The sequence below is a fragment of the Prolixibacter sp. SD074 genome (assembly GCF_009617895.1).
Lineage (GTDB): Bacteria > Bacteroidota > Bacteroidia > Bacteroidales > Prolixibacteraceae > Prolixibacter.
In genome coordinates this window covers 756,296-779,822 of record NZ_BLAW01000001.1, presented here as the reverse complement: position 1 = coordinate 779,822, position 23,527 = coordinate 756,296, and the positions used below count along the sequence as shown (strand labels likewise).

Genomic DNA, 23,527 nt, shown 5'->3' with positions numbered 1-23,527 from the left:
GAAACCGGTAAGATGGCACTAATTAAACATGAATTTAACATTTTTCACTATCAAGGTTATCAGCAGAATTTCTACCTTGGATGAGCGATCTTCCCTAAAAGAAACGATTAAAGGTATTCATCCAATTTGTTCCCCGCATCAAGAATTGGTAACTTTGAAGTTTATGTGAAACACAGATAAAAGGAGAGGGCATGTTGTACCGTTTACTACGTTACATCGTCCATCTGATAATGAACAAATTGAATTTCCACATATGACAAGAGAAACGGGCGGATCGTTTGCCCTTTTGACCGGCGCCAGCCAGGGCTTGGGCAAACACATGGCTTTAGAGCTGGCCAGGAGACAATTCAATACCATCCTGGTAGCCCTACCCAACGAAGACATCCAAAGCATTGCCAAACAGTGCAGGGCTTTTGGGGTAAAAGCATATTATTACGAAACAGACCTGACGAAAAAGGAAGACCTTTTGGCGCTCACACACTGGATCAATGAGAATTTCAACATCAGTATTCTCATCAACAATGCCGGCTTAGGCGGAACAGAAAGTTTCCATGAAACCGATGTCGATTATGTCGACCACATCATCCAGCTGAATATCCGGGCCACTGCCATGATTACACACCAATTGCTCCCCAATATGATGCAGCAAAAGCAAGCCTACATCCTCAACGTTTCCAGCATGGCTGCGTTTTGTCCAATGGCCTACAAAGTGATATACTCAGCATCCAAACGTTTCATCCAGCACTTTTCCCTCAGTTTGCACCAGGAACTAAAACACAGCAACGTGTTTGTCAGTATCGTTCACCCGGGCCCCATGAAAACCAACAATCACGTCACACAACGTATTAAACAACAGGGAGTATTGGGAAAAATAGGCCTGCTTTCGCCGGAAAAAGTAGCCAGAAAAAGTATTCATCAACTATTGAAAAAGAAATCGTTTATCCTGTTGGGCTGGAGTAATCGTCTGAGCTGGCTTTTCATGCGTTTTGTCCCGACCTGGATTAAATTTCCCATCCTGAACCGGGCTTTCCGCCGCGAATCAAAATTTCAAATGGAATAAAGAAGATGTATGCCAACCATATTAGTCACTGGCGCCAATGGATTATTGGCCACGCACATTATCATTGAATTACTTGAAAACGGCTACCACGTAAAAGGCTTGTTGCGTAACCGCGCGAAGTTCCAATATCCCGGTCATCCAAACCTCGAACTCATCGAAAGCGATATCACCGACTTCCCTTCCGTCAAAAATGCTTTAGCAGGATGCGGGTCAGTCATTCATGTGGCAGCCCTAACGGCCCAGAACTTTCTCCGTTACGATGTTTATGAAAAAGTAAATGTTCAGGCTTCCGAAAAGCTCGTCAAGCTGGCCATCGATGCAAAGATCAAACGTTTCGTTTACGTCAGTTCGGCCAATGCGTTTGGTTACGGGAGCAAGGAAAATCCCGGAGACGAGACAACCTCCATGAAAGCGCCGTTTACCTCCTCTCTTTATGCCCGCAGCAAACAGGAAGCGCAGATGCGGGTTTTATCCTACCGGGATCAAATGGAAGTTGTGGTCATCAACCCGACCTTTATGCTGGGGGCCTACGACGGGAAACCCAGCTCCGGACAAATCATTTTCATGGGGTACCTTAAACCGGTTATTTTCTATCCGCCGGGAGGGAAAAACTTCGTGCATGTAGCAGACGTGGCAAAAGGAACGGTGCTGGCACTGGAAAACGGGACCGCAGGTGAATCGTACCTCATGGCCAATGAAAACCTCTCCTACCGCGAATTCTTTCGTCAACTGGCCGTGGTCACCGAACGCAACCCCATGCTGATACCAGTTCCCGGGTTCATTTTATTGGCAGCGGGATACATTGGCGATCTGCTTCGCTTTATCGGCTATCCCGTCAGTTTCTCGTCGGTCAACATGCGAAGCCTGTGCGTGCACAACTACTACAACAATGAGAAAGCGGGACAACAACTGGGCATGACCTTCCGTCCCGTAAAACAAGCCATTGCCGAAGCGATTGACTGGTTCCGGAGCAAAGGCATGCTCAGTTAATCCCTTCAAATCCCTGATCTCCCCAGGCAGTGCCCCACGAATTCCGGATGAAAAAAGAGGCGGAAACGGATTTACCCCGGATGGCCGGGAATTTCCCGAATACGCAATAATATTCCGGGCAAGGTTTGAATTTATTTGCCCCCCATTATCTCACTCTTCACATTCCTGCGGTGTTCAATCCCCCACTCCACCATCACATCCAGCACCGCTTTGAAGCGCTGGCCCGACTCAGTCAACTCATATTCCACGGTTACCGGGGTGGTATTATGCACCGTCCGTTTCACAATGCTGTTCATCTCCAGGTCTTTTAATTCCTTCGAGAGCATACGGGGCGTAATTTTCTCAATATCCCGCTCCAGTTCCTTAAAACGCTTTTTACCATAAAGCAAGGAACCAATAATTGGTAATTTCCACTTACCGTTAATCACGTTTATCGTGTCGTTCACCGCCATCACATAATTGCCGGAACACATCTTCGCTTCGGCCAATACGGTTGCATCACATGCCATAACCCTTAATTTTACTAATACTATACTTTTATATACCGGTATACTTTAGTATAGTAGTTACTTTTCGATAGCAAACATAGTGTATTTTCGCCATTGTTTTTAATTGGTCTAAAAAATAATTGCAATGAATTTAATTGATAATTTAAAATGGCGCTATGCCACCAAAAAGATGAATGGCAAAGCGGTTCCCGAAGAAAAACTGCAATATATTCTGGAAGCCGCCCAGCTGGCGCCATCTTCCTCCGGGTTGCAACCCTACTCCATTTTGGTAGTTAGCAATAAAGAGCTGAAAGAGAAGATGAAACCGGTTGCCGGGGATCAAAGCCAGCTCACCGACGCATCGCACGTACTGGTTTTTGCCGCCTGGGAAAACTATACCGAAGAAAAAATCAAAGAGGTTTTTAACCACACAATTAAAGAACGGGGGTTGCCTGAGACAACAATGGACGCCTACCGGGAAAGACTGTGGGGCATGTACTCACAAATGCCGGAAGAGTGGCACTTTCACCACGCGGCCAAGCAGGCATACATTGCCTTTGGTTTGGCCATTGCCGCTGCTGCCGAACAAAAAGTAGATGCCACCCCAATGGAAGGTTTCGATGCTGCTGCCATGGATGAGTTGCTCAACCTGAAAGAAAAAGGACTGCGCAGTGTAACGATTCTGCCATTGGGCTACCGCGACGAAGACAACGACTGGTTGGTGAATATGAAAAAGGTCCGTACGCCGAAAGGCCGGTTATTCATCGAACTGAACTAAGAAAAAGAAACTTCAGGACGGTCGGATTATCTGCAAACAGAATTATGTAGCCTAATCGTTAAGGCAGCCACAATGAGGCTGCCTTTTTCGTTTTCAATAATAAACAGCAGGGCAAACCGATATAAATTTTCTTCCGGAAGGTAACCGGTAATAGCATCCGTTGATAATTTTTTCCCTATCCCGTTTTTCCGTTTGAAATTTTTATACTAAATTCACTAGCAATTTAAAAAACAACAATAACCAATAAACAAACATATCCGGCAGCAGCACACCAGGCAACAAACTGACTAACATACAACCAGGCAACCGGAAGATAGCAACGCAATGAACAGACGCAGGAAAATAACCATCAGGGACTGAACTAAAGCCATCAGGTATCACCAAACATTCCGGGAAACACATGCCGGGCTATCAGAAATAAAAAAAGAGCGAGCAGATACCCAAAAAGATGTTGAGGAACACATGCCGGACTATCAGGAACACAAAAAGGACGATCAGATACCCAAAAAGATGCTGATGAACACGTGCCGGACTATCAGGAAGCAAAGACGGGCGGACAACACAATAAAAACACCGGGTAGGACATAGTGAAGAACGGATAAGGAGCGATAAATCGATTCAAGACAACGGAAAATCAGCTCACCGGAAACGTTAACCCCGTTGCCGGGGCGCTTGTAAAATAGAATTTATAACACTTAATCGTTTTAGTTATGACTAGAAGAACCTCAGAAGTAAAAACCCTGGGAAAATACAGGGTAGCTTTCGAAAACTCAGCAAACCAACCACAAATCGCTTCCTCTGTGGCCTTATATGGCTATGATGCCGATAAAATGGCAGAAGGTAAAGCGTTGTTCGACGATGCCGTCCTGCTATTCGACACCAACAAGACTGAGAATGACGAAGCATCGGCTGCTTACAGTGTGTACAAAAACAAGCGAAAGGAACTAAAAACCATGTATGCCCGGCACCGTAAAAAAGCTAAAGTTGCCTTCATGCGCGATCCCGTAACCGCCGACCAAATCGGGGTCACCGGGGAGCTGCCGGAAGCATATGCCAATTGGCTGCAAACCGTGAAAAAATTTTATACTACAGCGCTGGCCGATAGCAATATCCAATCCCGGCTCAACCAGTTTCAGATAACAACAGAAGAGTTGAACGCCGGCAATGCAATTATTCCGGAGGTAGAAAAGTTGAGGGCAGCCTATCTGAAAGAACTGGGCGAATCGCAGGATGCGACCACCGCCAAAGATTCCGCCCTGGCCAAAATCGACGACTGGATGCGGGAATTCTATGCGGTAGCACGCTTAGCGCTCGAAAATAACCCGCAATTACTCGAAGCATTGGGAATCACCGTGAAACGATAATTGCAATTGATTTGACTTAACGAACAAGGCAGCCCAAATGAGGCTGCCTTGTTCGTTTTCAACAATAAACAACATACGGTATTCCCAGCTCCGGAATCCCAGGCTTTCAGCCTGTTTCCGACCGCCACGCACCGGCCATCATCAGTGGGCCCGGGCCTGAAAGGCTCCCATTCCATAGCTTGGGGCATCGCCCCAAGGATCGGGCACAACAGGTAAACCGCCAGCCTGTTTCCGGCCGCCATCGAACCGGCCATCATCAGTGGGCCTGAGCCTGAAAGGCTCCCATTCCATAGCTTGGGGCATCGCCCCAAGGATCGGGCACAACAGGTAAACCGCCAGCCTGTTTCCAACCGCCATCGAACCGGCCATCATCAGTGGGCCCGGGCCTGAAAGGCTCCCATTCCATAGCTTGGGGCATCGCCCCAAGGATCGATGACACCAGATAAACCGCCAGCCTGTTTCCGGCCGCCACGCACCAGCCATCATCAGTGGGCCCGGGCCTGAAAGGCTCCCATTCCATAGCTTGGGGCATCGCCCCAAGGATCGGGCGAAACAGGTAAACCGCCAGCCTGTAGGGCTGGGACACGTTCTCCTCCCCCCAACGGAATTGTGGAAGCCCTTCAGGCTTCCCTCGTTGTTCGGCGCCTTTCTCTAGGGCCTGTCCCGACAAACGTCGTGGGGCGTTGCCCCCAGTTCCGGAATCCCAGGCTTTCAGCCTGTTTCCGTCCGCCACGGAACCGGCCATCATCAGTGGGCCTGAGCCTGAAAGGCTCCCATTCCATAACTTGGGGCATCGCCCCAAGGATCGGGCACAACAGATAAACCGCCAGCCTGTTTCCAACCGCCACGCACCGGCCATCATCAGTGGGCCTGAGCCTGAAAGGCTCCCATTCCATAGCTTGGGGCATCGCCCCAAGGATCGATGACACCAGATAAACCGCCAGCCTGTTTCCGGCCGCCACGCACCAGCCATCATCAGTGGGCCTGAGCCTGAAAGGCTCCCATTCCATAGCTTGGGGCATCGCCCCAAGGATCGGGCGAAACAGGTAAACCGCCAGCCTGTAGGGCTGGGACACGTTCTCCTCCCCCCAACGGAATTGTGGAAGCCCTTCAGGCTTCCCTCGTTGTTCGGCGCCTTTCTCTGGGGCCTGTCCCGACAAACGTCGTGGGGCGTTGCCCCCAGCTTCGGAATCCCAGGCTTTCAGCCTGTTTCCGTCCGCCACGAACCGGCCATCATCAGTGGGCCCGGGCCTGAAAGGCTCCCATTCCATAGCTTGGGGCATCGCCCCAAGGATCGGGCGAAACAGGTAAACCGCCAGCCTGTAGGGCTGGGACACGTTCTCCTCCCCCCAACGGAATTGTGGAAGCCCTTCAGGCTTCCCTCGTTGTTCGGCGCCTTTCTCTGGGGCCTGTCCCGACAAACGTCGTGGGGCGTTGCCCCCAGTTCCGGAATCCCAGGCTTTCAGCCTGTTTCCGTCCGCCACGCACCGGCCATCATCAGTGGGCCCGGGCCTGAAAGGCTCCCATTCCATAGCTTGGGGCATCGCCCCAAGGATCAGGCGCAACAGGTAAACCGCCAGCCTGTAGGGCTGGGACACGTTCTCCTCCCCCCAACGGAATTGTGGAAGCCCTTCAGGCTTCCCTCGTTGTTCGGCGCCTTTCTCTAGGGCCTGTCCCGACAAACGTCGTGGGGCGTTGCCCCCAGTTCCGGAATCCCAGGCTTTCAGCCTGTTTCCGGCCGCCACGAACCGGCCATCATCGGCAGGCCCCACGTGAAACATCGAAGGAAACCTTTAAAGTTTGGCGCTGGCGCCCAATGAAGCTCCGGCAGTTGATGCCTTTCGAACAGGCAGCGGCGTGAGTCCTTCTCTATGATTAGAGAAGGGGTGGGATGAGTAGAAACACTCAAAGGTATTACCCCGTCGTTCCCAGTGCATTGGCAATGGCGTTCACACATTGCAGCAATGCAAACAAGTACTGGTCTTCGTCCGGAAGGTTATCTTTCTTTGCCGCACGCCATTTACGTAGCAATTCAATCTGTGCTTCATGGAGGTGCGCCAATGCTTCGGCCCGTAGCATGGTCGAGTAATAGTGATTTTTACGCCGTTTGTTAATTGGGATTTTCAACAAATCGGCCAGCATGTTTCGGGTTAGTTCCAACTCAGCAACCATTTTAGCCATCATCCGTCCGCGGACATCGGCATCTTCCACAAGGGCAGCGTATTTCGCCATGATACGTTCATCGGTAGCTGCCAGGCTCGAGTCGAGGTTGGTGATCACATAGCGTACAAACGGATCATATTTTACCAACTCGCGGAGTTTCGCGTACGCTTTGTTATCTCCGGCCTGCATCTCCTTCAATGTCGAGCCCACGCCATACCAACTGGTGATGTTAAACCGCGACTGCGCCCAGCTGAATACCCACGGGATGGCCCGTAAATCTTCGATGGAGCGCTTACCGGTGCGCCGGGCGGGCCGCGAGCCAATCTTGCTCGACTCGATCACGTCGATAGGCGTAGCCTGGGAGAAGAATTGTATAAAATCGGGGCCCGAAATCAATTCACGGTAGTAATACTGTCCCCGCTCTCCCAGCTTACGAAACAAACCGGCCACATCGCCATTCCCGGCAGGAAGGTATTTGTGCAGCGCCGTTTGTGCAGTGACACTGGCCAGCATCAACTCGAGATTGTAGGCAGCATTCACCAGGTTGGCATACTTTCGCTCGATGGTTTCGCCCTGTTCGGTTACCCGGAATTGTCCGTTGATGGAACCATGCGGCAATGTTTTGATGAACCAGTGTAATGGCCCGGAACCACGGCTGATACTTCCTCCCTTTCCGTGAAAGAACCGGACGATAACACCGTGCTTCTTCCCCACTTCGGTGAGGTGGCGCTGCGCTTCGTTCAGAAACCACGAGCTGGCCAGGATACCGCCGTCCTTGTTGCTGTCGCTGTACCCAACCATCACATCCTGGTAAAGGACTTTAGCTTTGGTACGTTCGCGCTGCAATTCCAGACTGTTCTTCACCACCGGATGGCTTAGGTAATCATCCAGAATCTGTGGGCTGGCCTTCAGGTCGTCAATGGTTTCGAAAAGCGGCGCTACCGGCAGCTTCGCCGCCAGGGCATTGTTGTATTGTATGGTAAGGCCGGCTTCGCGCATAAACAGGTATACGGTCAACAGGTCTTCGGCATTGCGCGTCATACTAATAATGAGTTTCCCGATGGAACGCCGGCTGTACCGGCTGATGTGGTCCTGCACCACCTGGAGCGTCTCAATCACGTTGCGCGCTTCGCTGCCGGTTCCGGAATGCTCCAGCAGGAAGGGCCGGTTCATCTTCAGCTCGGCATCCAGAAATTTACGTTTCTCCGTTTGCGATGAAAGGGCCAGGCCCTCCGTATTTGCCCCCAACGATGCAGCAACCAACTGACCCAGCGCTTTCTCATGAAACTGGCTGTTCTGACGAATATCGAGCTGTGCCAGGTGAAAACCAAAAATGGTCAACAGTCGTTTGCAACGCCCCACATCGACATGAGCCACTTCAGGTATTCCATAATTTTCCAGCTCCTGTGACAGGATATTTAAGTCGGCTACCAGCTGTTCGGAGTGACGGTAACGGTTCTCCGCGTCTTCCAGCGCCATGTTGTATTCCTGCGTTACATCGATGGGCAACTTGTGCAGCAACAACATGACGTATGCTTTGAATATTTCGTTTTGATTTTCCTTCAGCACCTTTTCTCCTGACGCCCCCAAATCTGAAACCAACTGCCCTAACCGTGTGGCAAACACTTCGCCTGCCCCGTGCAGACTGATATAAATACTCAGCTTTTGCGCCAATGCCAGCAGCTCCTTCTTCACAATCACAAAAGCATGAATGCGAAGCTTATTCAGCGTCATCCGGGTAATGCCGGGCGTCACCAGCGGATGGCCGTCGCGATCGCCCCCAACCCAGTTTCCGAACGACAATCCAGGAAAAAGATCGGTGTTATTCAACTTGGCGACATCAAACCCCGACTCGCGCCAGGCTTGTCGTAACCGTTTATCGAGGAAAACCACCACATCGGAAAATACGTTGGTGAGGTAGTGCAAAATATTGTCAAGCTCCGACTCCAGCCGGGGCTTTTCAATGTAAATCTCGTCGATGTTCCACAAGCGGTGCAGGCTCTGCTTAATCTCATCCCGGATGTCTTCCCGCTCGATGTGGGTGTACATTTTATTCTCGCGTTGAACCAGTAACAGGTAAAGTCTTCGGTACTCCTGCAACACCACCGTTCGTTTGGCCTCTGTAGGATGCGCTGTCAGAACAGGCTCGACCAGCACACCGGGCAAAACTTCCAGGATTTGCTCTTCGGTGATACCTTTCTCTTTTAGCAATTTGAAGTTCGCCGACCAAAGTCCGTTTACCGTACTCATATCCCGGTCTTCCTTCGCGCGCCGGCTTTGTACCGCGCCATTCACTTCCACCAGGTTTACCAGCTGGAAACTCATCGAAAGCATGTGAATGTAATCGTTGCTCAGTAATACATCTTCGGGTGGCTGTTCGTCGGAACTAATCCAGGGAATATAAGGAACAATGGCCTGCTTGCCGCTCTCTTCGAGCACTTCGCGAAAGCAAGTCAGTAAAAAATCCAAATCCTCATACGGCCTTCCCAGTGCATCCCTTACTTCGGTGAATACGGTTTTCATGGTCATCGCAATTTATCTAAGGAACTAAACATCCGAAATAATGAACAGTTCAAAATGATTTGAAATTGGATAATGGATGATGAACAATGATGGTCTGTGATAGGATGAGATTCAGCGCGCTTTGCTATTTTCCGATCCTCCGGTCCGGAATACCATTTATTCATGCATAAAAGCTGACTCTCCTTCTATTTTGTCTTTCCGTGTTAAATAAAGCTCCCGTCGGTTGATTATTAAGCTAAGAAGGTCTAATTTAGTGTAGACCATGCACAAATATTATATTCAATATGGAAAATCCAAATAAAACGGTTGAAGGAAAAAAGCCATCAGACCATCAAAATGACGTAAAAAAAGTAACTGCTGAAACTCCAAAGTCGAAGCAAGCGGCAGCACAAAAAGTGGATTCTGGTAGTACAAAAACGACTGAAGCAAAAGCCACTCCCGTAAAAAAAACACCTGCACCAAGGAGGAAAAGAAGTACTTCAACATCCAATACCTCTGAAACAATAACACCCGCCGGTACAAGCAAACCAGCTCCAGCTCCAGCCACTTCAAAAACGGTCGAAACGAAGCCAGTTAATAAGAAAAATATTCCTGCTAAGGAAACAGAAGAAGTGACCAAAAGCAAAAAAGTGGCAAAACCATCAAATAATGAAATAACTATCGAAAAAAGTCAATCCGGACCGAAACCGGTTACTGAAGATAAGGGTAAGTCTGATTCGAAAAAGAAAGAGACTAGTTCCGACAAGAAACAAGGAGGTAAAATGAAGACAGAAAAAAAGAAAGTCAAGAAAGCAGAAGAAAAGGTTGACAAGCTAAAGAAGAAGGTTAAAAAGGCCAAAAAGAAAGATGTCAAAAAAAGTAAGCTGAATAACTGGAAAGACAAACTAAAGAAGGCCCTGAAAAAACTCAAACGCCGTAACAAAGCACTTAAAAAAACGAAGAAATAATCTTTTGTTTGCCTGTATTTACAAATCTGTAAAATTCAGCCACGATAGGTAACCAGATTATTATGGCTGAATTTGTGCGGTCAGAAATCAATTTTCAAATGTCTTTTTAAGACAAAGCGCTCGTTGAACAATTGCGTAAATCTTTCTTTCTGCATAAACGCTGTGGCAACATCTTATCAGGAATTCTCCCGCCAATAATCAGTATAGACTCGTCTTTATTCGTAAACAATCCACTCCTTCCATTCGTTACCCTGACGATAAACGGTAAAATATAGCCATATTTCGACTAAAACCATAACGTACGCCGGCCACACCTTATGTTAAAACCGGCAGCTCCCATTTGATAATACCCGACCACCGTTTTCAATCGTCGAAAAGATTACGAAACAAATACCATAAACAAGAAAGCCACAGGTAATGAAAAAAATCTTGCTTCTCCCGATGCTTCTTGCCGGCATCGCATTGACCTTAAAAGGACAACCACCAACTGAACAACTTACTTCATTTGTCGATCCGTTTATTGGTACGGAAGGTGCCGGTAATGTTTTTCCGGGCGCTTCACTTCCTTTCGGGATGGTGAAACCGGGGCCCGATTGCGGTAATAAAAGTTCCAACTCCGGGTATGTTCCCGGAGCGGTGATTCACGGTTTCAGCCATGTTCACGTCAGTGGGACCGGCGGTGGCCCGAAATACGGGAATGTGCTGGTGATGCCTTTCACCGGGCCGTTTCACCCAGAAAAGATACAATCACAACCAGCCAATGAACAGGCCAGCCCGGGCTACTTTGCCGTCGACCTGACCGATTACGACATCAAGGCCGAAATGACCGTCAGCCGGCGGGTTGGTTTTCACCGGTACACGTTCGGTGATAATAAAGAGCGGGGCATTCTCATCGATGCCGGGAGTATGCTGGGTGAACATCATTGTTGCGGTGAGGCACAACGGCTCATCGGCTCGGAAATCAAGGTTGTTTCCGACACGCTGATTCAAGGTTACACGCGCGTGAGAGGCGGATGGAATAAGGGAGGCGAATACACCGTTTTCTTCTCTGCCGTTTTCGATACGCCAGCCAAATCATACGGGACATGGAAAGGAAACGTGGCTTCACCCGAAAAAGCGTCGGAATACGACAGCGGCAAAAAGACCGGCGCCTGGTTCTTCTTCGGGAATGGAAGTAAAAAAGCCATCCAGGTAAAAGTGGGCATTTCGTTCATCAGCAGCGGGAAAGCATTGGCCAACCTTCAGCAGGAAGTCCCGGGATGGAATTTTGATAAAGTACATCAGGATGCTGTTCAAACATGGAACAATGTTTTGAATACGATTCATGTGGAAGGCGCTTCGAATGATATGAAGAAAGTGTTCTATACCGCCATGTATCACGCCATGCTGATGCCGGTGGACCGGACCGGGGAGAATCCGAAATGGCACTCTGATGAGCCGTATTACGACGATTTCTACGCCATTTGGGATACCTTCCGGGCAACCAATCCGTTGCTGACACTCATTCAACCCGACCGGGAAAGAGATATTGTCCGTTCGCTGATTGACATATACCGCTACGAAGGCTACATGCCCGATTCGCGCAGCGGCAACCAGACCGGGCGCACCCAGGGAGGCAGCAACTGCGACATGGTGGTAGCCGACGCTTTCCTGAAAGACTTGAAAGGCATTGATTACCAAACAGGATACGAAGCGATGGTAAAAGACGCGGAGATTCCGCCGGGTGGCAACCAGCAAACCGACGGACGAGGCGGCATCAACGAATACATCAAGCTGAACTATGTACCGGCAGAATATGAACCGGACGGAAAATCGCCGACACTGCACACCCCAAAACTATACGACCGGGCCGGAACACGTACCGTGGAGTATTCGGCGAACGATTGGGCCATTGCACAAGTAGCGAAAGGTCTCGGCAAAGAAGCGGACTATGAAAAGTACCGCAAACGGGCAACCAACTGGGCCAACTTATGGCGGCGGCAGGTAACTGACAGCGGTGTAAGCGGATTCATCTGGCCCAAGCGAAGAGATGGTTCGTGGGTCGAAGATTTCCCGACCACAAAAGCCGGCAGCTGGGGCAACTTCTTTTACGAGGCCAATTCGTGGGAGTATTCCTTCTATGTGCCACAAGACGCACGGGCATTGATTGACAGTTGCGGTGGCCCGGAAACCTTTGTGAAAAGGCTGGATACCTTTTTTACGGGACCGAACTACCGGGTCGACAATGAACCGGGCTTCTTCACTCCTTGCCTGTACACTTATGCGGGTTATCAATACAAAAGCAGCGACCGCGTTCGCGATATCATCCTAAAGCACTACACCTCGGCAAGAGATGGCATTCCGGGCAACGACGATTCGGGATCGATGTCAGCATGGCTGGTATTCAACACCGTAGGATTCTATCCCAATGCCGGACAGGATGTCTATCTCATCACTGCTCCACATTTTCAGCGGGCCGTACTGGATCTAGGCGGCGGAAAACAATTGGAAGTAATCGCATCGAACCTTTCTGAAACAAACCGGTACATTCAGTCGGCCACATTAAATGGCCAACCATTGAACAGGGCCTGGTTCCGCCACAGCGAAATTGCGAACGGGGCAAAACTCCGGTTCGTGATGGGCCCGAAACCTTCGGATTTTGGAAGAGAGCATTTACCTCCTTCCCTTTCCGCTCACGAATAGGCTGAAAATTCTGAGAGCAGGGCATAAAAAAGTCCCGCCAAAAGCGGGACTTTAAAATTTTTAATGTCTGTATATTACAGACTATGCTAGTTTTACATTGACTGCATTTAAACCTTTTTTGCCCTCCTGCAATTCAAACGTTACTTCATCATCCTCACGAATCTGGTCGATTAATCCGGATGAATGTACGAAATATTCTTTTGATGAATTTTCGTCTTTAATGAAACCAAATCCTTTTGATTCATTAAAAAATTTTACTGTCCCTTTGTTCATGATAATTGAATTAATTCGGTCTAAGTTACGGCTAATAATTGAAACCTAATCCAGTTTTGAAATTAATCTCCGGACTTATTTCCCGGTTGTTTTTCAATTACCTGTTCTCATGAATAGATTTCTGTCCGTTCAACCACAACCGAAAGACAGATCAAAGTGAAGCAATCATTTTTTCCAACTCCTTACGGCTCAGTTTCAGTTTCACCGCCAGAATCTTGAAAAAGTCCTCTTTTGTCTCATGTCTCCACATTAAATCAGCATTTGTCAATTGAGGGTATTTTCTTTTCAGATCCATCTGAATGCTGTTCCACTTGTTGATGTCAAAATCTGTACTCATTATTGTTCTTTTTTAAATAAATAGATTTCTAAAGGGATAAATCATGAAGGTCTTTCCGATGGGATGTCATAGAATTCTGATCTTTCGGAAGGCAGGTTCCGTTAACGGAAGCTTTTTGCATCAGTTGATTTAATCGGCAAATATACAGAAATCAGCCGGGATTACCTGAAAAAGTACCAAAACAACATCCATAAAAAAGAAATTGTATCGGTCTGCGCATACTTTTGCTGAGCGCAACAGGTCTAAGCCAGTGAACCACTTGCGCGTTTTTTATCATCCTGCTGAGTATATCAGCACTTTTATGCTAACTTTAAAACCGCGTTTTAACCCAATTGGAGATTTTAATTTCAGCATACCATGAAACCGATTCGCATTCACTACCTGCAACACGTTTCCTTCGAAGGGGTGGGTTGTATCGGACAATGGGTAGCCCGAAACCAACATACGCTAACCGTTACCCGTTTTTTCGCGAACGATGAACTCCCCTCCCTTTCCGATTTCGATATGCTCATCATCATGGGAGGCCCCATGGGAATTTACGATGACGGGAAATATCCGTGGCTAACCAAAGAGAAGGAGTTTATACAACGAGCCATAGAGGCCAGGAAAACAGTTTTAGGCATTTGTTTGGGCTCACAGTTTATTGCCCATGCTATGGGGGCCAATGTCTATCCGAATAGCGAAAAGGAGATTGGATGGTTTAATATTTCGCTAACAAAGGATGGCGGTCGGAGTAAACTTCTCAGCGATTTTGAAGAAACCTTCCCGGTATTCCACTGGCATGGCGACACGTTTGAGCTACCCGCAGGGGCGCAACATCTTTTTCAATCGGAAGGCTGTAAAAACCAGGGGTTCATCCGTGATAATGTTTTAGGACTGCAATTTCATTTCGAAGTAACACCGGAAAGCCTAAACGAAATGGTGAAACACGGACAAGAAGAATTGACTGACGGAAAGTATATCCAAAGTGCAAAAGAAATTCTGGCTCACCAGCAGCTCATTCTCCGAAATAATGATTTGATGTTTACCATTCTTGACAGAATAACGCGGCATATCAACTAATTTTCATGTGACGCCCGGATTTTTCTTCTCTCTACTAACAAGCCCGTGCACGTTTCCCCTGGCTTTCTGACGAACATGCAAGACAACCCAATCGCTTTTAAAATGAGAAATATACTGTCATGAAAAAGAAAAAACACGAAAACGAATACTTCGATGCCATGAGAAAAGACCTGGGCAACTGGCGCGGTCCCTTTTATGTGAACCGCAAAGATCCGAGGTTAATTGTTCCCAAGTATAATCCGGCCCGGGGTTACACCTTTAACTTTGCCAGTCCATATGCCTACATCACAATTATTGCCTTTATACTGATTATTGTCGCTGCACAGTATTTGAAATAATACAGATGAGGTTAGTATCGTTTCTGTTGTTACAATGTTTTCTGTCGTTGATACAACGAGCCGGTCCTCAACGAGTTACCGGCTCAACATTTAATTCTTGTATATCTTCAGCGGTCGCTTCAGTGCGCGGACTACCAGTATTATTCCTGCTAAGACAAACGGGATACTGAGCAATTGTCCCATATTCAACAGCATGTGTGCTTCAAACGGTTCCTGGTTTTCCTTGATGAATTCGATAAAGAAACGGGCGGTAAAAATGCAGATAAAGAATACCCCCAACAGGAAACCGGGACGGTTCCTCTTATCGACTGTGTGAAAGTACATCCGCCAAAGCAGAACAAAGGTGGCCAGGTAACAAAGCGCCTCGTAAATCTGTGTGGGATGTTTGGCAACGGTTTCGCCGTTGCGCTCAAAAATAAATCCCCAGGGGAGCGATGTTTGTACACCATAGATTTCTGAGTTCATCAGGTTACCGGTACGAATGAGTACGGCCACCAGGGCCACCGGGACCACCAGTCGATCCAAAGTCCAAAGCATGGAGCGTTTGGTGACGAACCGGGAGTACAACCAGATGGCAATCAGGATACCGATAGCGCCGCCATGGCTGGCCAGACCGCCGTGCCACACCTTCAGAATCTCGCTGGGGTGCTGCGAATAGTAATCCCATCCATAAAAGAAAACATGTCCTAACCGTGCGCCAACCACCGTGGCAATAATCACGTACATAAAGAGACTGTCGAGCCACTTTTCGTTAGCGTTTTCAAACTTTAACATCTTCTCCATGATGTAATAACCCAACAGAAAGCCGGTGGCAAACAAAAGTCCGTACCAACGAACCGACAAAGGCCCCAGATGAAAAATCTCAGGGTTTACATTCCAATGGATAAACAGGAACTCATTCATAGCGTGCTCACATTAAGGGTAAAAGCAGCAGGTTGCCCCTGCTGCCATATGAAGGACCAGAATTGATTTAGCTTACACAACGCCACGCCCATGACATTGTTTATATTTCTTTCCACTTCCGCAAGGACATGGATCATTTCGTCCGATTTTCGGCCCATGGCGAATCGGCTCCATTTTCTTGGGTGGTTGTTGCTCACCACCCTGTTCACCGCCGCCGGAACTCAACCTGCCGGCTTCACTTTTCTGCTCCTGATACTGTGAGCGATCGGTGTGTTGAACGGCCCGTGCTTCCTGTACCTGGTCCGGATCGCTGATGGGAATATGTCCCTTCATCAGGGTGGAAACCACATCCAGGTTCAGCTTATCCATCATTGATTTGAACAGGTTGAAGGATTCGAGCTTGTAAATCAACAACGGATCTTTCTGCTCGTAGCTGGCGTTCTGTACCGAAGTACGCAAATCGTCCAGTTCACGCAAGTGCTCTTTCCACGAATCGTCAATCGAAGCCAGGTTCACCTGTTTCATGTATGATTTCACCAAATCCTGTGCCTCGGAGTTGTACGATTTCTCGAGGTTGGTAACAATCTGGTAAACCTTCTGCCCGTCGCTGATAGGAACAACGATATTATTGTAAATGTGTGATTTGTGTTCGTATACATCTTTAATAACCGGCCATGCCTGCTTGGCGATGATCTCCACCTTTCGGGAATAATTGTCGATCATTTCCTTGTATATCCGCCCGGTAATTTCTTCCGGATTTTGGCTGATGAATTCTTCCTTCGTCACCGAGGTGTCGATGGAGAGCAAACGCATGGCCTCGAGACGGAATTCTTCGTAAGCGTCCTGTCCCATCTGGTGGAAATCGGCTACCAGACCTTCCACAGAGTCGTACATCATATTCAGTACGTCTACTTCCAGGCGTTCGCCGAAGAGCGCATGTTTACGTTTCTTATAAATGACCTCACGCTGCGAGTTCATCACATCATCGTATTCCAGCAATCGCTTACGAATACCGAAATTGTTCTCTTCCACTTTTTTCTGTGCCCGTTCAATGGACCTGGAAATCATGGAGTGCTGAATCACTTCGCCCTCTTCCAGTCCCAGGCGGTCCATAATACCGGCAATCCGGTCGGAAGAGAAGAGGCGCATCAGGTCGTCTTCCAACGACACAAAGAACTGAGATGAACCGGGGTCACCCTGACGGCCGGAACGTCCGCGTAACTGGCGGTCGACACGACGTGATTCGTGACGCTCGGTGCCAATTATGGCCAAACCGCCGGCTTCTTTCGTTTCCTTCGTCAACTTGATGTCGGTACCCCGTCCGGCCATGTTCGTCGCAATAGTCACGGTCCCGGGCTTACCGGCTTCCGCCACAATGTCAGCCTCACGCTGGTGCAACTTCGCGTTCAGCACCTGGTGATCGATCCCCCGCATTTTCAGCATACGGCTCAACAATTCCGATATTTCCACGGAAGTGGTACCTACCAGGATTGGCCGTCCCTGTTTATGCAGTTTGATTATCTCCTCGATAATAGCGTTATATTTCTCCTTTTTGGTTTTGTAAACCAAATCCTCGTGATCCTTCCGTACAACGGGTTTATTGGTCGGGATAACAACAACCTCCAGTTTGTAGATGTCCCACAATTCTCCTGCTTCCGTTTCCGCCGTACCGGTCATACCGGCCAGTTTGTGGTACATCCGGAAGTAGTTCTGAAGTGTAATGGTTGCAAATGTCTGTGTGGCAGCTTCCACTTTCACCCGCTCCTTTGCCTCGATGGCCTGGTGCAATCCGTCGGAATAGCGCCGGCCCTCCATGATACGTCCGGTTTGCTCGTCGACGATTTTCACCTTGTTGTCCATTACCACGTACTCCACATCCTTTTCGAACATGGTGTAGGCACGCAACAACTGATTGATGGTGTGCACACGCTCCGATTTCACTGCGTAACTCTGAATCAGCTCGTCTTTCTTTGCCAGTTTGCCCTGTGCATCCAACGATTCGTCGTTTTCGATTTCAGCAATCTCGGCACCAATATCGGGCAAAATAAAGAAGTTGGAATCTTCGTTGTCTTCCGACAGTACATCGATCCCATTATCTGTTAACTCAATCGAGTTCAGTTTCTCGTCGATGATGAAGTAAAGCGGGTCAGTAACAATATGCATGTTCTTGTTATTGTCCTGCATGTAGTAGTTCTCCGTTTTCTGCATCCTGGCTTTAATACCCTCTTCGCTCAGATAACGGATAATCGCTTTATTCTTGGGAAGACCTTTAAATGCACGAAGCAACAATAACGAACCTTCATCACGCTCTTTGGAATCTTCCGATTTTATCTTCTTTTTGGCTTCCGCCAGAATTTGTGCCACAAGGTCACGCTGCAGTTTTACCAAACGCTCAATCGGTGCTTTCAACTCTTCGAATAGCTGGTCGTCGCCTTTTGGAATCGGGCCCGAAATAATCAACGGCGTACGGGCATCGTCAATCAAAACCGAGTCGACCTCATCGACGATGGCGTAGTGGTGTTTCCGCTGCACCAAATCGGATGGGTTGATGGCCATGTTATCGCGCAGGTAATCGAAACCAAACTCATTGTTGGTTCCATACGTGACATCTGCATTGTAAGCAGCACGTCGTTCGGCCGAATTGGGCTGATGCTTGTCAATACAATCAACAGACAAGCCGTGGAATTCGAAAATAGGTCCCATCCACTCCGAGTCACGACGGGCCAGGTAATCGTTCACGGTTACCAGATGTACTCCCTGGCCTGCCATGGCGTTCAGGAAAACCGGCAAGGTTGCCACCAGCGTTTTACCTTCACCGGTCGCCATCTCGGCAATTTTACCTTCGTGAAGCACAATACCACCGATGAGCTGAACATCGTAGTGGACCATATTCCACTTCTGCTCCGAACCTCCCGCTTCCCAGTGATTGGCGTAAACGGCTATGTCTCCTTTCACATCCACGTAATCTTTCGCGGCAGCTAAATCACGGTCGAAATCATTGGCCGTCACTTCCAGCTGTTCGTTCTCCGCAAAACGGCGGGCGGTATCTTTCACGATGGCAAAAGCCGTGGGCAAAACTTCATTCAATACTTCCTCAATCTTCGTATCGATCACCTCTTCCAGTTTGTCGACCCTGTCGTAGAGTTTTTCACTCTCTTCCAAAGGCACCGAACCACTTTCAGCCTGTTCCTTTAATGAAGCTATTTCGTCTTCTTCAGCCTTGATATACTCTTTAATCCTGCCTTTTAGTTTTTCTGTCTCAGCTCTAAGCTCGTCATTGGTAAACCCGGTTACGCGATCAAATTCATTTTTCACGCGCTCCAATACCGGCAGAATCCCTTTGATATCCCTTTCGGATTTATTACCAAAGACTTGTGTTAGAAATTTTGTTACAAATGCCATTATATCTTGTTCGGTTATTTTTTATGTTTACTTCTATCGCGAATCACTCACAAATTAAACTAAAAGTTGCAAGCATTGAAAACAATCGCTATTTTTTTCGGCGAGTCGAATTCCCCAATTTTTTGCCTTCACAGAACAGAAAAAAAGGAGAATACCGCCAGGGGCACTCTCCTCTTTACGAAATCAATATTTTCGGATGTAAAATCGCGGTCCGATCAATTTCCCGCCAGAGGGCAGATTTGCCAGGCGGGAAATGTTTATCAAGAACTATGCCCCGGTGGTCGGATCTGAAAACGTCCGGTTCATCATTTCCCGATCCATCATCAGCAGGCCTTGTCCTTCGCCGTTGATCATCTTCAGATTATTCAATATCTGATCGACGGTATTCTCTTCCTCAACCTGTTCGTCGAGGAACCACTGAAGGAAACTCTTGGTAGCATGATCTGATTCTGCAATCGAAATATCCATCAGATTATTAATACGTTCCGTAACATTTTGTTCGTGTGCCAGCGTTTTCTCAAAAACATCGACTACCTCATTAAACTCAGCCGGAACTTCAGCAATCGGGGCTAAAATAACCCTTGCTCCGCGGTCGTTCACGTAGTCGAAAAATTTCTGTGCATGCGCCAATTCTTCCTTGTATTGAACCTTCATCCAATTGGCAAAACCTGACAAACCGACAGCTTCGAAATAAGCCGACATGGACAAATAGAGGTAAGCCGAATGAAATTCAGCGTTAATTTGCTCGTTTATTGCTTTATTAACTGCTTCTTTCAACATGATTAATTGATTTTAAGGTTTATATCTGAACCCAAATATACAAATAATCAGGCGGGCGCCCAGCCACGTTCGGAACACATTTATTAACTCAACCGTGCCTTCAGGCCTTCAGCCAGGGTATTCAGGAACTGCTCGGTTGTGAGGTAATGTTCCGGCTTCAAATCTTTTCCGTGGATGGCCAGGGCCAGGTCTTTTGTCATTTTGCCTGATTCAACCGTATCAACACAAACTTCTTCCAGCGTATGGCTGAATTTGATCAACTCTTCGTTGTTATCCAGACGTCCACGGAATGCCAGGCCACGCGTCCAGGCATAGATAGAAGCAATCGGGTTGGTTGAAGTTGGGTTCCCTTTCTGGTGTTCACGGTAGTGACGGGTCACTGTACCATGGGCCGCTTCTGCTTCCAGAATATCGCCATCCGGCGTCATCAGTACCGAAGTCATTAGTCCCAGCGAACCGAATCCCTGAGCTACGGTATCCGACTGAACGTCGCCGTCGTAGTTTTTACAGGCCCAGATAAAGTTACCGTTCCACTTCAATGCCGATGCTACCATGTCATCAATCAGACGGTGCTCGTATGTAATACCAGCTTCGTCGAACTGTTTCTGATAATCTGATTCAAAGATTTCCTGAAAGATATCCTTAAAGAAACCATCGTATTTCTTGAGAATGGTATTTTTTGTGGACAGGTAGAGCGGCCATTTTTTCTGCAACGCCATTTTAAAACAGCTGTGCGCAAAACCACGGATAGACTCTTCGGTGTTGTACATCGACAAGGCCACACCCGCGCCTTCGAAGTCATAAACATTGTGAGTAATGGGTTCCGAACCATCTTCCGGAGTGAAAGTCATCGTCAGTTTTCCGGGACGATCGACGACCATATCGGTCGCACGGTACTGATCCCCGAATGCGTGACGTCCGATTACAATCGGGCCGGTCCATTGCGGAACCAAACGCGGTACATTTTTCACGAAAATAGGCTCGCGGAAAATGGTTCCACCAATAATGTTACGAATGGTACCGTTCGGTGATTTGTACATGCGCCTGAGGCCAAACTCTTCCACCCGCTTCTCGTCCGGGGTAATGGTTGCACATTTAATCCCCACTTTGTACTTCTTGATGGCGTTGGCAGCGTCAACAGTCACCTGATCGTCGGTCGCGTCGCGATGCTCAATACCCAAATCAAAATACTTAATGTCGAGGTCCAGGTACGGCAGGATGAGTTGATCTTTAATCATCTGCCAGATAATCCTGGTCATTTCATCGCCGTCAAGCTCTACAACGGGATTGGAAACATTAATTTTGTCCATGCCTGAATAAATTTTTTAATAGAATAAATGATGTTTACTAAACAAGATTGGACTGGTTTAGTTTGAATTCACCTTGATGTCAGGTTACGGTACATATCGTTTCAAGATTCTCTTAACTATCAAAATCGAGTCCGAACATCTTCTTAAACTGAGCCAAAGATGGATTTACCTCCACCATGGCCTGCCATTTTTCCGAGTCGGAATAAGGTCTACGCGGTAACGCATCATCCCCCTCCGCAATCTGAAACTCCACTTCAATCCGTTCGTTCCGCAGTGTTCTTCTCAAAAAGCCCAGCAACTTCGGCTTTACTTCCAACACCAACCGTTCGCGCTGTGTCTCGTTGTCGAGCAAGTAATTCACGTTCCATTCGTCCGTCAACAACGGTTCGCGTGTCGATAAAGCAGCTTTCAGTTGTGGTGCATCCACCCGCTCTACAAACCCCTTCCATGCCTCTGCCAATTTTTCTCCGGTAAACGGATGCACTTCCGGTTCTGCCACCTGCTTTGCCTGCTGTGTCGCTTCCTTTTTATATTCAAAAGCAGGTTTGTTTCCCCTCAGCGCATTGGCAATCGAGGGAGTGCTAATACTGTCCCTTCGGGCCACCCTCCGGCTCTTTACCTTTCCTGGCGCTGGCGGTGAAACAACAGGCGTATTCGGCTGCCTGTCCGCTTCAGCTGGTTTACCGCTGTCCGCTCCGCTTTGTGAAACGGACTCATTTGACCGGGTTACTTTTTTTGCCGTTGCCGCCGAAAAAATGGGTAAAAGTATGGTAGAAACTACGCGTTCGTCAGCCTTTTTTTTTTAAATGCCTCTTCCAGCTGTGCAATGCGAATGAGTGCCAGCTCTACCAGGAAGCGTTTATTGGATGAAGCCTTGTATTGCATATCGCACTCGCTGGCCAAATTCAATCCTTCCACCAGGAATGGCAAATTACACTCTTCGGATTGGCGCCGGTATTTTTCCCTGATGTCGCCACCTACTTCCAGCAATTCCACCGTCACCGGATCTTTACACACCAGCAAATCACGGAAGTGCTGGCACAAACCGGATACGAAGTGATGCCCGTTAAACCCCTTATCCAGAATCTCGTTGAAAATCATCAGAACACCCGGGACATCACCTTTTTGAAACCCGTCAACCAATCGAAAATAGTAGTCGTAATCCAACACATTCAGGTTCGAGATGGTATCCTGGTAAGTAATGTTACTACCTGAAAAGCTCACCACCTGGTCGAAAATGGAAAGTGCGTCACGCATAGCGCCGTCAGCCTTCTGGGCAATAATATTCAGCGCTTCCGGCTCAAAGTTGATTTGCTCTTTTTCGGCCACCGAAGCCAAATGTTTTTCAATATCGGTAATGCCAATCCGGTTGAAGTCGAAGATTTGACAACGTGAAAGAATGGTTGGCAGGATTTTATGTTTTTCGGTAGTAGCCAACACAAAAATAGCATGTGGAGGCGGTTCTTCCAGTGTTTTCAGGAAAGCATTGAATGCAGATTGCGACAACATGTGTACCTCATCAATGATGTACACGCTGTATTTTCCAATCTGCGGCGGGACCCGAACCTGGTCGACCAGCGTACGAATATCGTCCACCGAGTTATTGGACGCAGCATCGAGTTCGTGAATATTGTAAGATCTGTTTTCGTTAAAAGCCTTACATGACTCACAGGTATTGCAAGGCTCTGTTTCAGTAGTAATATTCTGACAATTGATGGTTTTGGCAAAAATACGGGCTGAGGTAGTCTTCCCTACCCCGCGAGGTCCGCAAAACAGGTATGCATGCGCCAGATGGTTATTACGGATCGCATTTTTAAGCGTGGCAGTAATCGACGGCTGCCCAACGACCGAGCTAAACGTAAAAGGTCTGTATTTTCTTGCTGAAACAATATAATTCTCCATAAAAATTCCTCGGGTGCCAGATTTGAAATTCAAATATAGTATAAAATGGGCAACCATTTATGCCCCGTTTTCGCATAAGTTATCAACGACTAAAACAAGCTTCTGGTTTACTGCCAGATGAAAATTATGCTGAGCAACTTTTTGCCTGGCTTTGTTGTTTATTATATCCAAAATAGAGTGCAGTCTAAATAAAAACTGACAGATTATGAAAAAATTCTTTTTACT

General features: G+C 47.9%; 19 protein-coding genes. 8 read left to right on the top strand and 11 right to left on the bottom strand.

Annotated elements, in window-relative coordinates:
• Window positions 1-253: 253 nt before the first annotated feature.
• Both GJU82_RS03310 and GJU82_RS03305 read left to right on the top strand, forming a co-directional pair.
• Window positions 254-1,060 (top strand): SDR family oxidoreductase, encoded by an 807-nt coding sequence (locus GJU82_RS03310; RefSeq protein ID WP_153630848.1) that lies wholly within the window; start codon window positions 254-256, stop codon window positions 1,058-1,060.
• A gap of 9 nt (window positions 1,061-1,069) precedes the next feature.
• Entirely contained in the window at window positions 1,070-2,050 is a 981-nt protein-coding gene (locus GJU82_RS03305; RefSeq protein WP_153630847.1) for an NAD-dependent epimerase/dehydratase family protein, read from the top strand.
• Window positions 2,051-2,181: 131 nt separating this feature from the next.
• Here the strand turns inward: GJU82_RS03305 and GJU82_RS03300 are convergent, their stop codons facing one another.
• Window positions 2,182-2,559, bottom strand: a complete 378-nt coding sequence (locus tag GJU82_RS03300; protein WP_153630846.1) for a helix-turn-helix domain-containing protein — start codon at window positions 2,557-2,559, stop codon at window positions 2,182-2,184.
• Window positions 2,560-2,683: 124 nt separating this feature from the next.
• On the opposite strand from GJU82_RS03300, the gene GJU82_RS03295 reads away from it, so the two are divergent.
• Together GJU82_RS03295 and GJU82_RS03290 are read left to right on the top strand one after the other, a co-directional pair.
• Entirely contained in the window at window positions 2,684-3,316 is a 633-nt protein-coding gene (locus tag GJU82_RS03295) for an NAD(P)H-dependent oxidoreductase (RefSeq protein ID WP_153630845.1), read from the top strand.
• Window positions 3,317-4,026: 710 nt separating this feature from the next.
• Window positions 4,027-4,680 (top strand): hypothetical protein, encoded by a 654-nt coding sequence (locus tag GJU82_RS03290; RefSeq protein WP_153630844.1) that lies wholly within the window; start codon window positions 4,027-4,029, stop codon window positions 4,678-4,680.
• A gap of 256 nt (window positions 4,681-4,936) precedes the next feature.
• On the opposite strand, the gene GJU82_RS03285 is transcribed toward GJU82_RS03290, so the two are convergent.
• Window positions 4,937-5,200 (bottom strand): hypothetical protein, encoded by a 264-nt coding sequence (locus tag GJU82_RS03285; RefSeq protein WP_153630843.1) that lies wholly within the window; start codon window positions 5,198-5,200, stop codon window positions 4,937-4,939.
• A 1,394-nt stretch (window positions 5,201-6,594) separates the two neighbouring features.
• A complete protein-coding gene (locus tag GJU82_RS03280) occupies window positions 6,595-9,366 on the bottom strand; it encodes a phosphoenolpyruvate carboxylase (RefSeq protein ID WP_153630842.1) in 2,772 nt (923 codons plus the stop codon).
• Between the two features lie 284 nt (window positions 9,367-9,650).
• Here GJU82_RS03280 and GJU82_RS03275 point away from each other — a divergent pair, with 284 nt between their 5' ends.
• Window positions 9,651-10,313 (top strand): hypothetical protein, encoded by a 663-nt coding sequence (locus GJU82_RS03275; RefSeq protein ID WP_153630841.1) that lies wholly within the window; start codon window positions 9,651-9,653, stop codon window positions 10,311-10,313.
• Between the two features lie 417 nt (window positions 10,314-10,730).
• Window positions 10,731-12,995 (top strand): GH92 family glycosyl hydrolase, encoded by a 2,265-nt coding sequence (locus GJU82_RS03270; RefSeq protein WP_153630840.1) that lies wholly within the window; start codon window positions 10,731-10,733, stop codon window positions 12,993-12,995.
• 81 nt (window positions 12,996-13,076) lie between these two features.
• Here the strand turns inward: GJU82_RS03270 and GJU82_RS03265 are convergent, their stop codons facing one another.
• Window positions 13,077-13,268, bottom strand: a complete 192-nt coding sequence (locus GJU82_RS03265) for a cold-shock protein (RefSeq protein ID WP_025864637.1) — start codon at window positions 13,266-13,268, stop codon at window positions 13,077-13,079.
• A 151-nt stretch (window positions 13,269-13,419) separates the two neighbouring features.
• The gene (locus tag GJU82_RS03260; protein WP_153630839.1) at window positions 13,420-13,605 is read right to left on the bottom strand and encodes a hypothetical protein; all 186 of its coding nucleotides are present in this window, start codon (window positions 13,603-13,605) and stop codon (window positions 13,420-13,422) included.
• A 357-nt stretch (window positions 13,606-13,962) separates the two neighbouring features.
• Here GJU82_RS03260 and GJU82_RS03255 point away from each other — a divergent pair, with 357 nt between their 5' ends.
• Window positions 13,963-14,667 carry a type 1 glutamine amidotransferase gene (locus GJU82_RS03255; RefSeq protein WP_153630838.1) on the top strand — a complete coding sequence of 235 codons (705 nt, stop codon included), beginning with the start codon at window positions 13,963-13,965 and terminating at the stop codon, window positions 14,665-14,667.
• Window positions 14,668-14,786: 119 nt separating this feature from the next.
• Entirely contained in the window at window positions 14,787-15,005 is a 219-nt protein-coding gene (locus GJU82_RS03250; protein WP_153630837.1) for a hypothetical protein, read from the top strand.
• A gap of 90 nt (window positions 15,006-15,095) precedes the next feature.
• On the opposite strand, the gene lgt is transcribed toward GJU82_RS03250, so the two are convergent.
• The 6 genes from lgt to GJU82_RS03220 all read right to left on the bottom strand — a co-directional run bounded on the left by lgt (window position 15,096) and on the right by GJU82_RS03220 (window position 23,302).
• Entirely contained in the window at window positions 15,096-15,908 is an 813-nt protein-coding gene (lgt, locus tag GJU82_RS03245) for a prolipoprotein diacylglyceryl transferase (protein WP_153630836.1), read from the bottom strand.
• A 72-nt stretch (window positions 15,909-15,980) separates the two neighbouring features.
• Window positions 15,981-19,310 (bottom strand): preprotein translocase subunit SecA, encoded by a 3,330-nt coding sequence (gene secA / locus GJU82_RS03240; RefSeq protein WP_153630835.1) that lies wholly within the window; start codon window positions 19,308-19,310, stop codon window positions 15,981-15,983.
• A 267-nt stretch (window positions 19,311-19,577) separates the two neighbouring features.
• The gene (locus tag GJU82_RS03235) at window positions 19,578-20,090 is read right to left on the bottom strand and encodes a ferritin (protein WP_153630834.1); all 513 of its coding nucleotides are present in this window, start codon (window positions 20,088-20,090) and stop codon (window positions 19,578-19,580) included.
• Between the two features lie 83 nt (window positions 20,091-20,173).
• Window positions 20,174-21,400: an NADP-dependent isocitrate dehydrogenase gene (locus tag GJU82_RS03230; protein ID WP_153630833.1), complete on the bottom strand. Its 1,227-nt coding sequence runs from the start codon at window positions 21,398-21,400 to the stop codon at window positions 20,174-20,176.
• A gap of 112 nt (window positions 21,401-21,512) precedes the next feature.
• Window positions 21,513-22,004 carry a hypothetical protein gene (locus GJU82_RS03225; RefSeq protein ID WP_153630832.1) on the bottom strand — a complete coding sequence of 164 codons (492 nt, stop codon included), beginning with the start codon at window positions 22,002-22,004 and terminating at the stop codon, window positions 21,513-21,515.
• A gap of 173 nt (window positions 22,005-22,177) precedes the next feature.
• Entirely contained in the window at window positions 22,178-23,302 is a 1,125-nt protein-coding gene (locus tag GJU82_RS03220; RefSeq protein WP_153630831.1) for a DNA polymerase III subunit gamma/tau, read from the bottom strand.
• Between the last annotated feature and the right edge of the window lie 225 nt (window positions 23,303-23,527).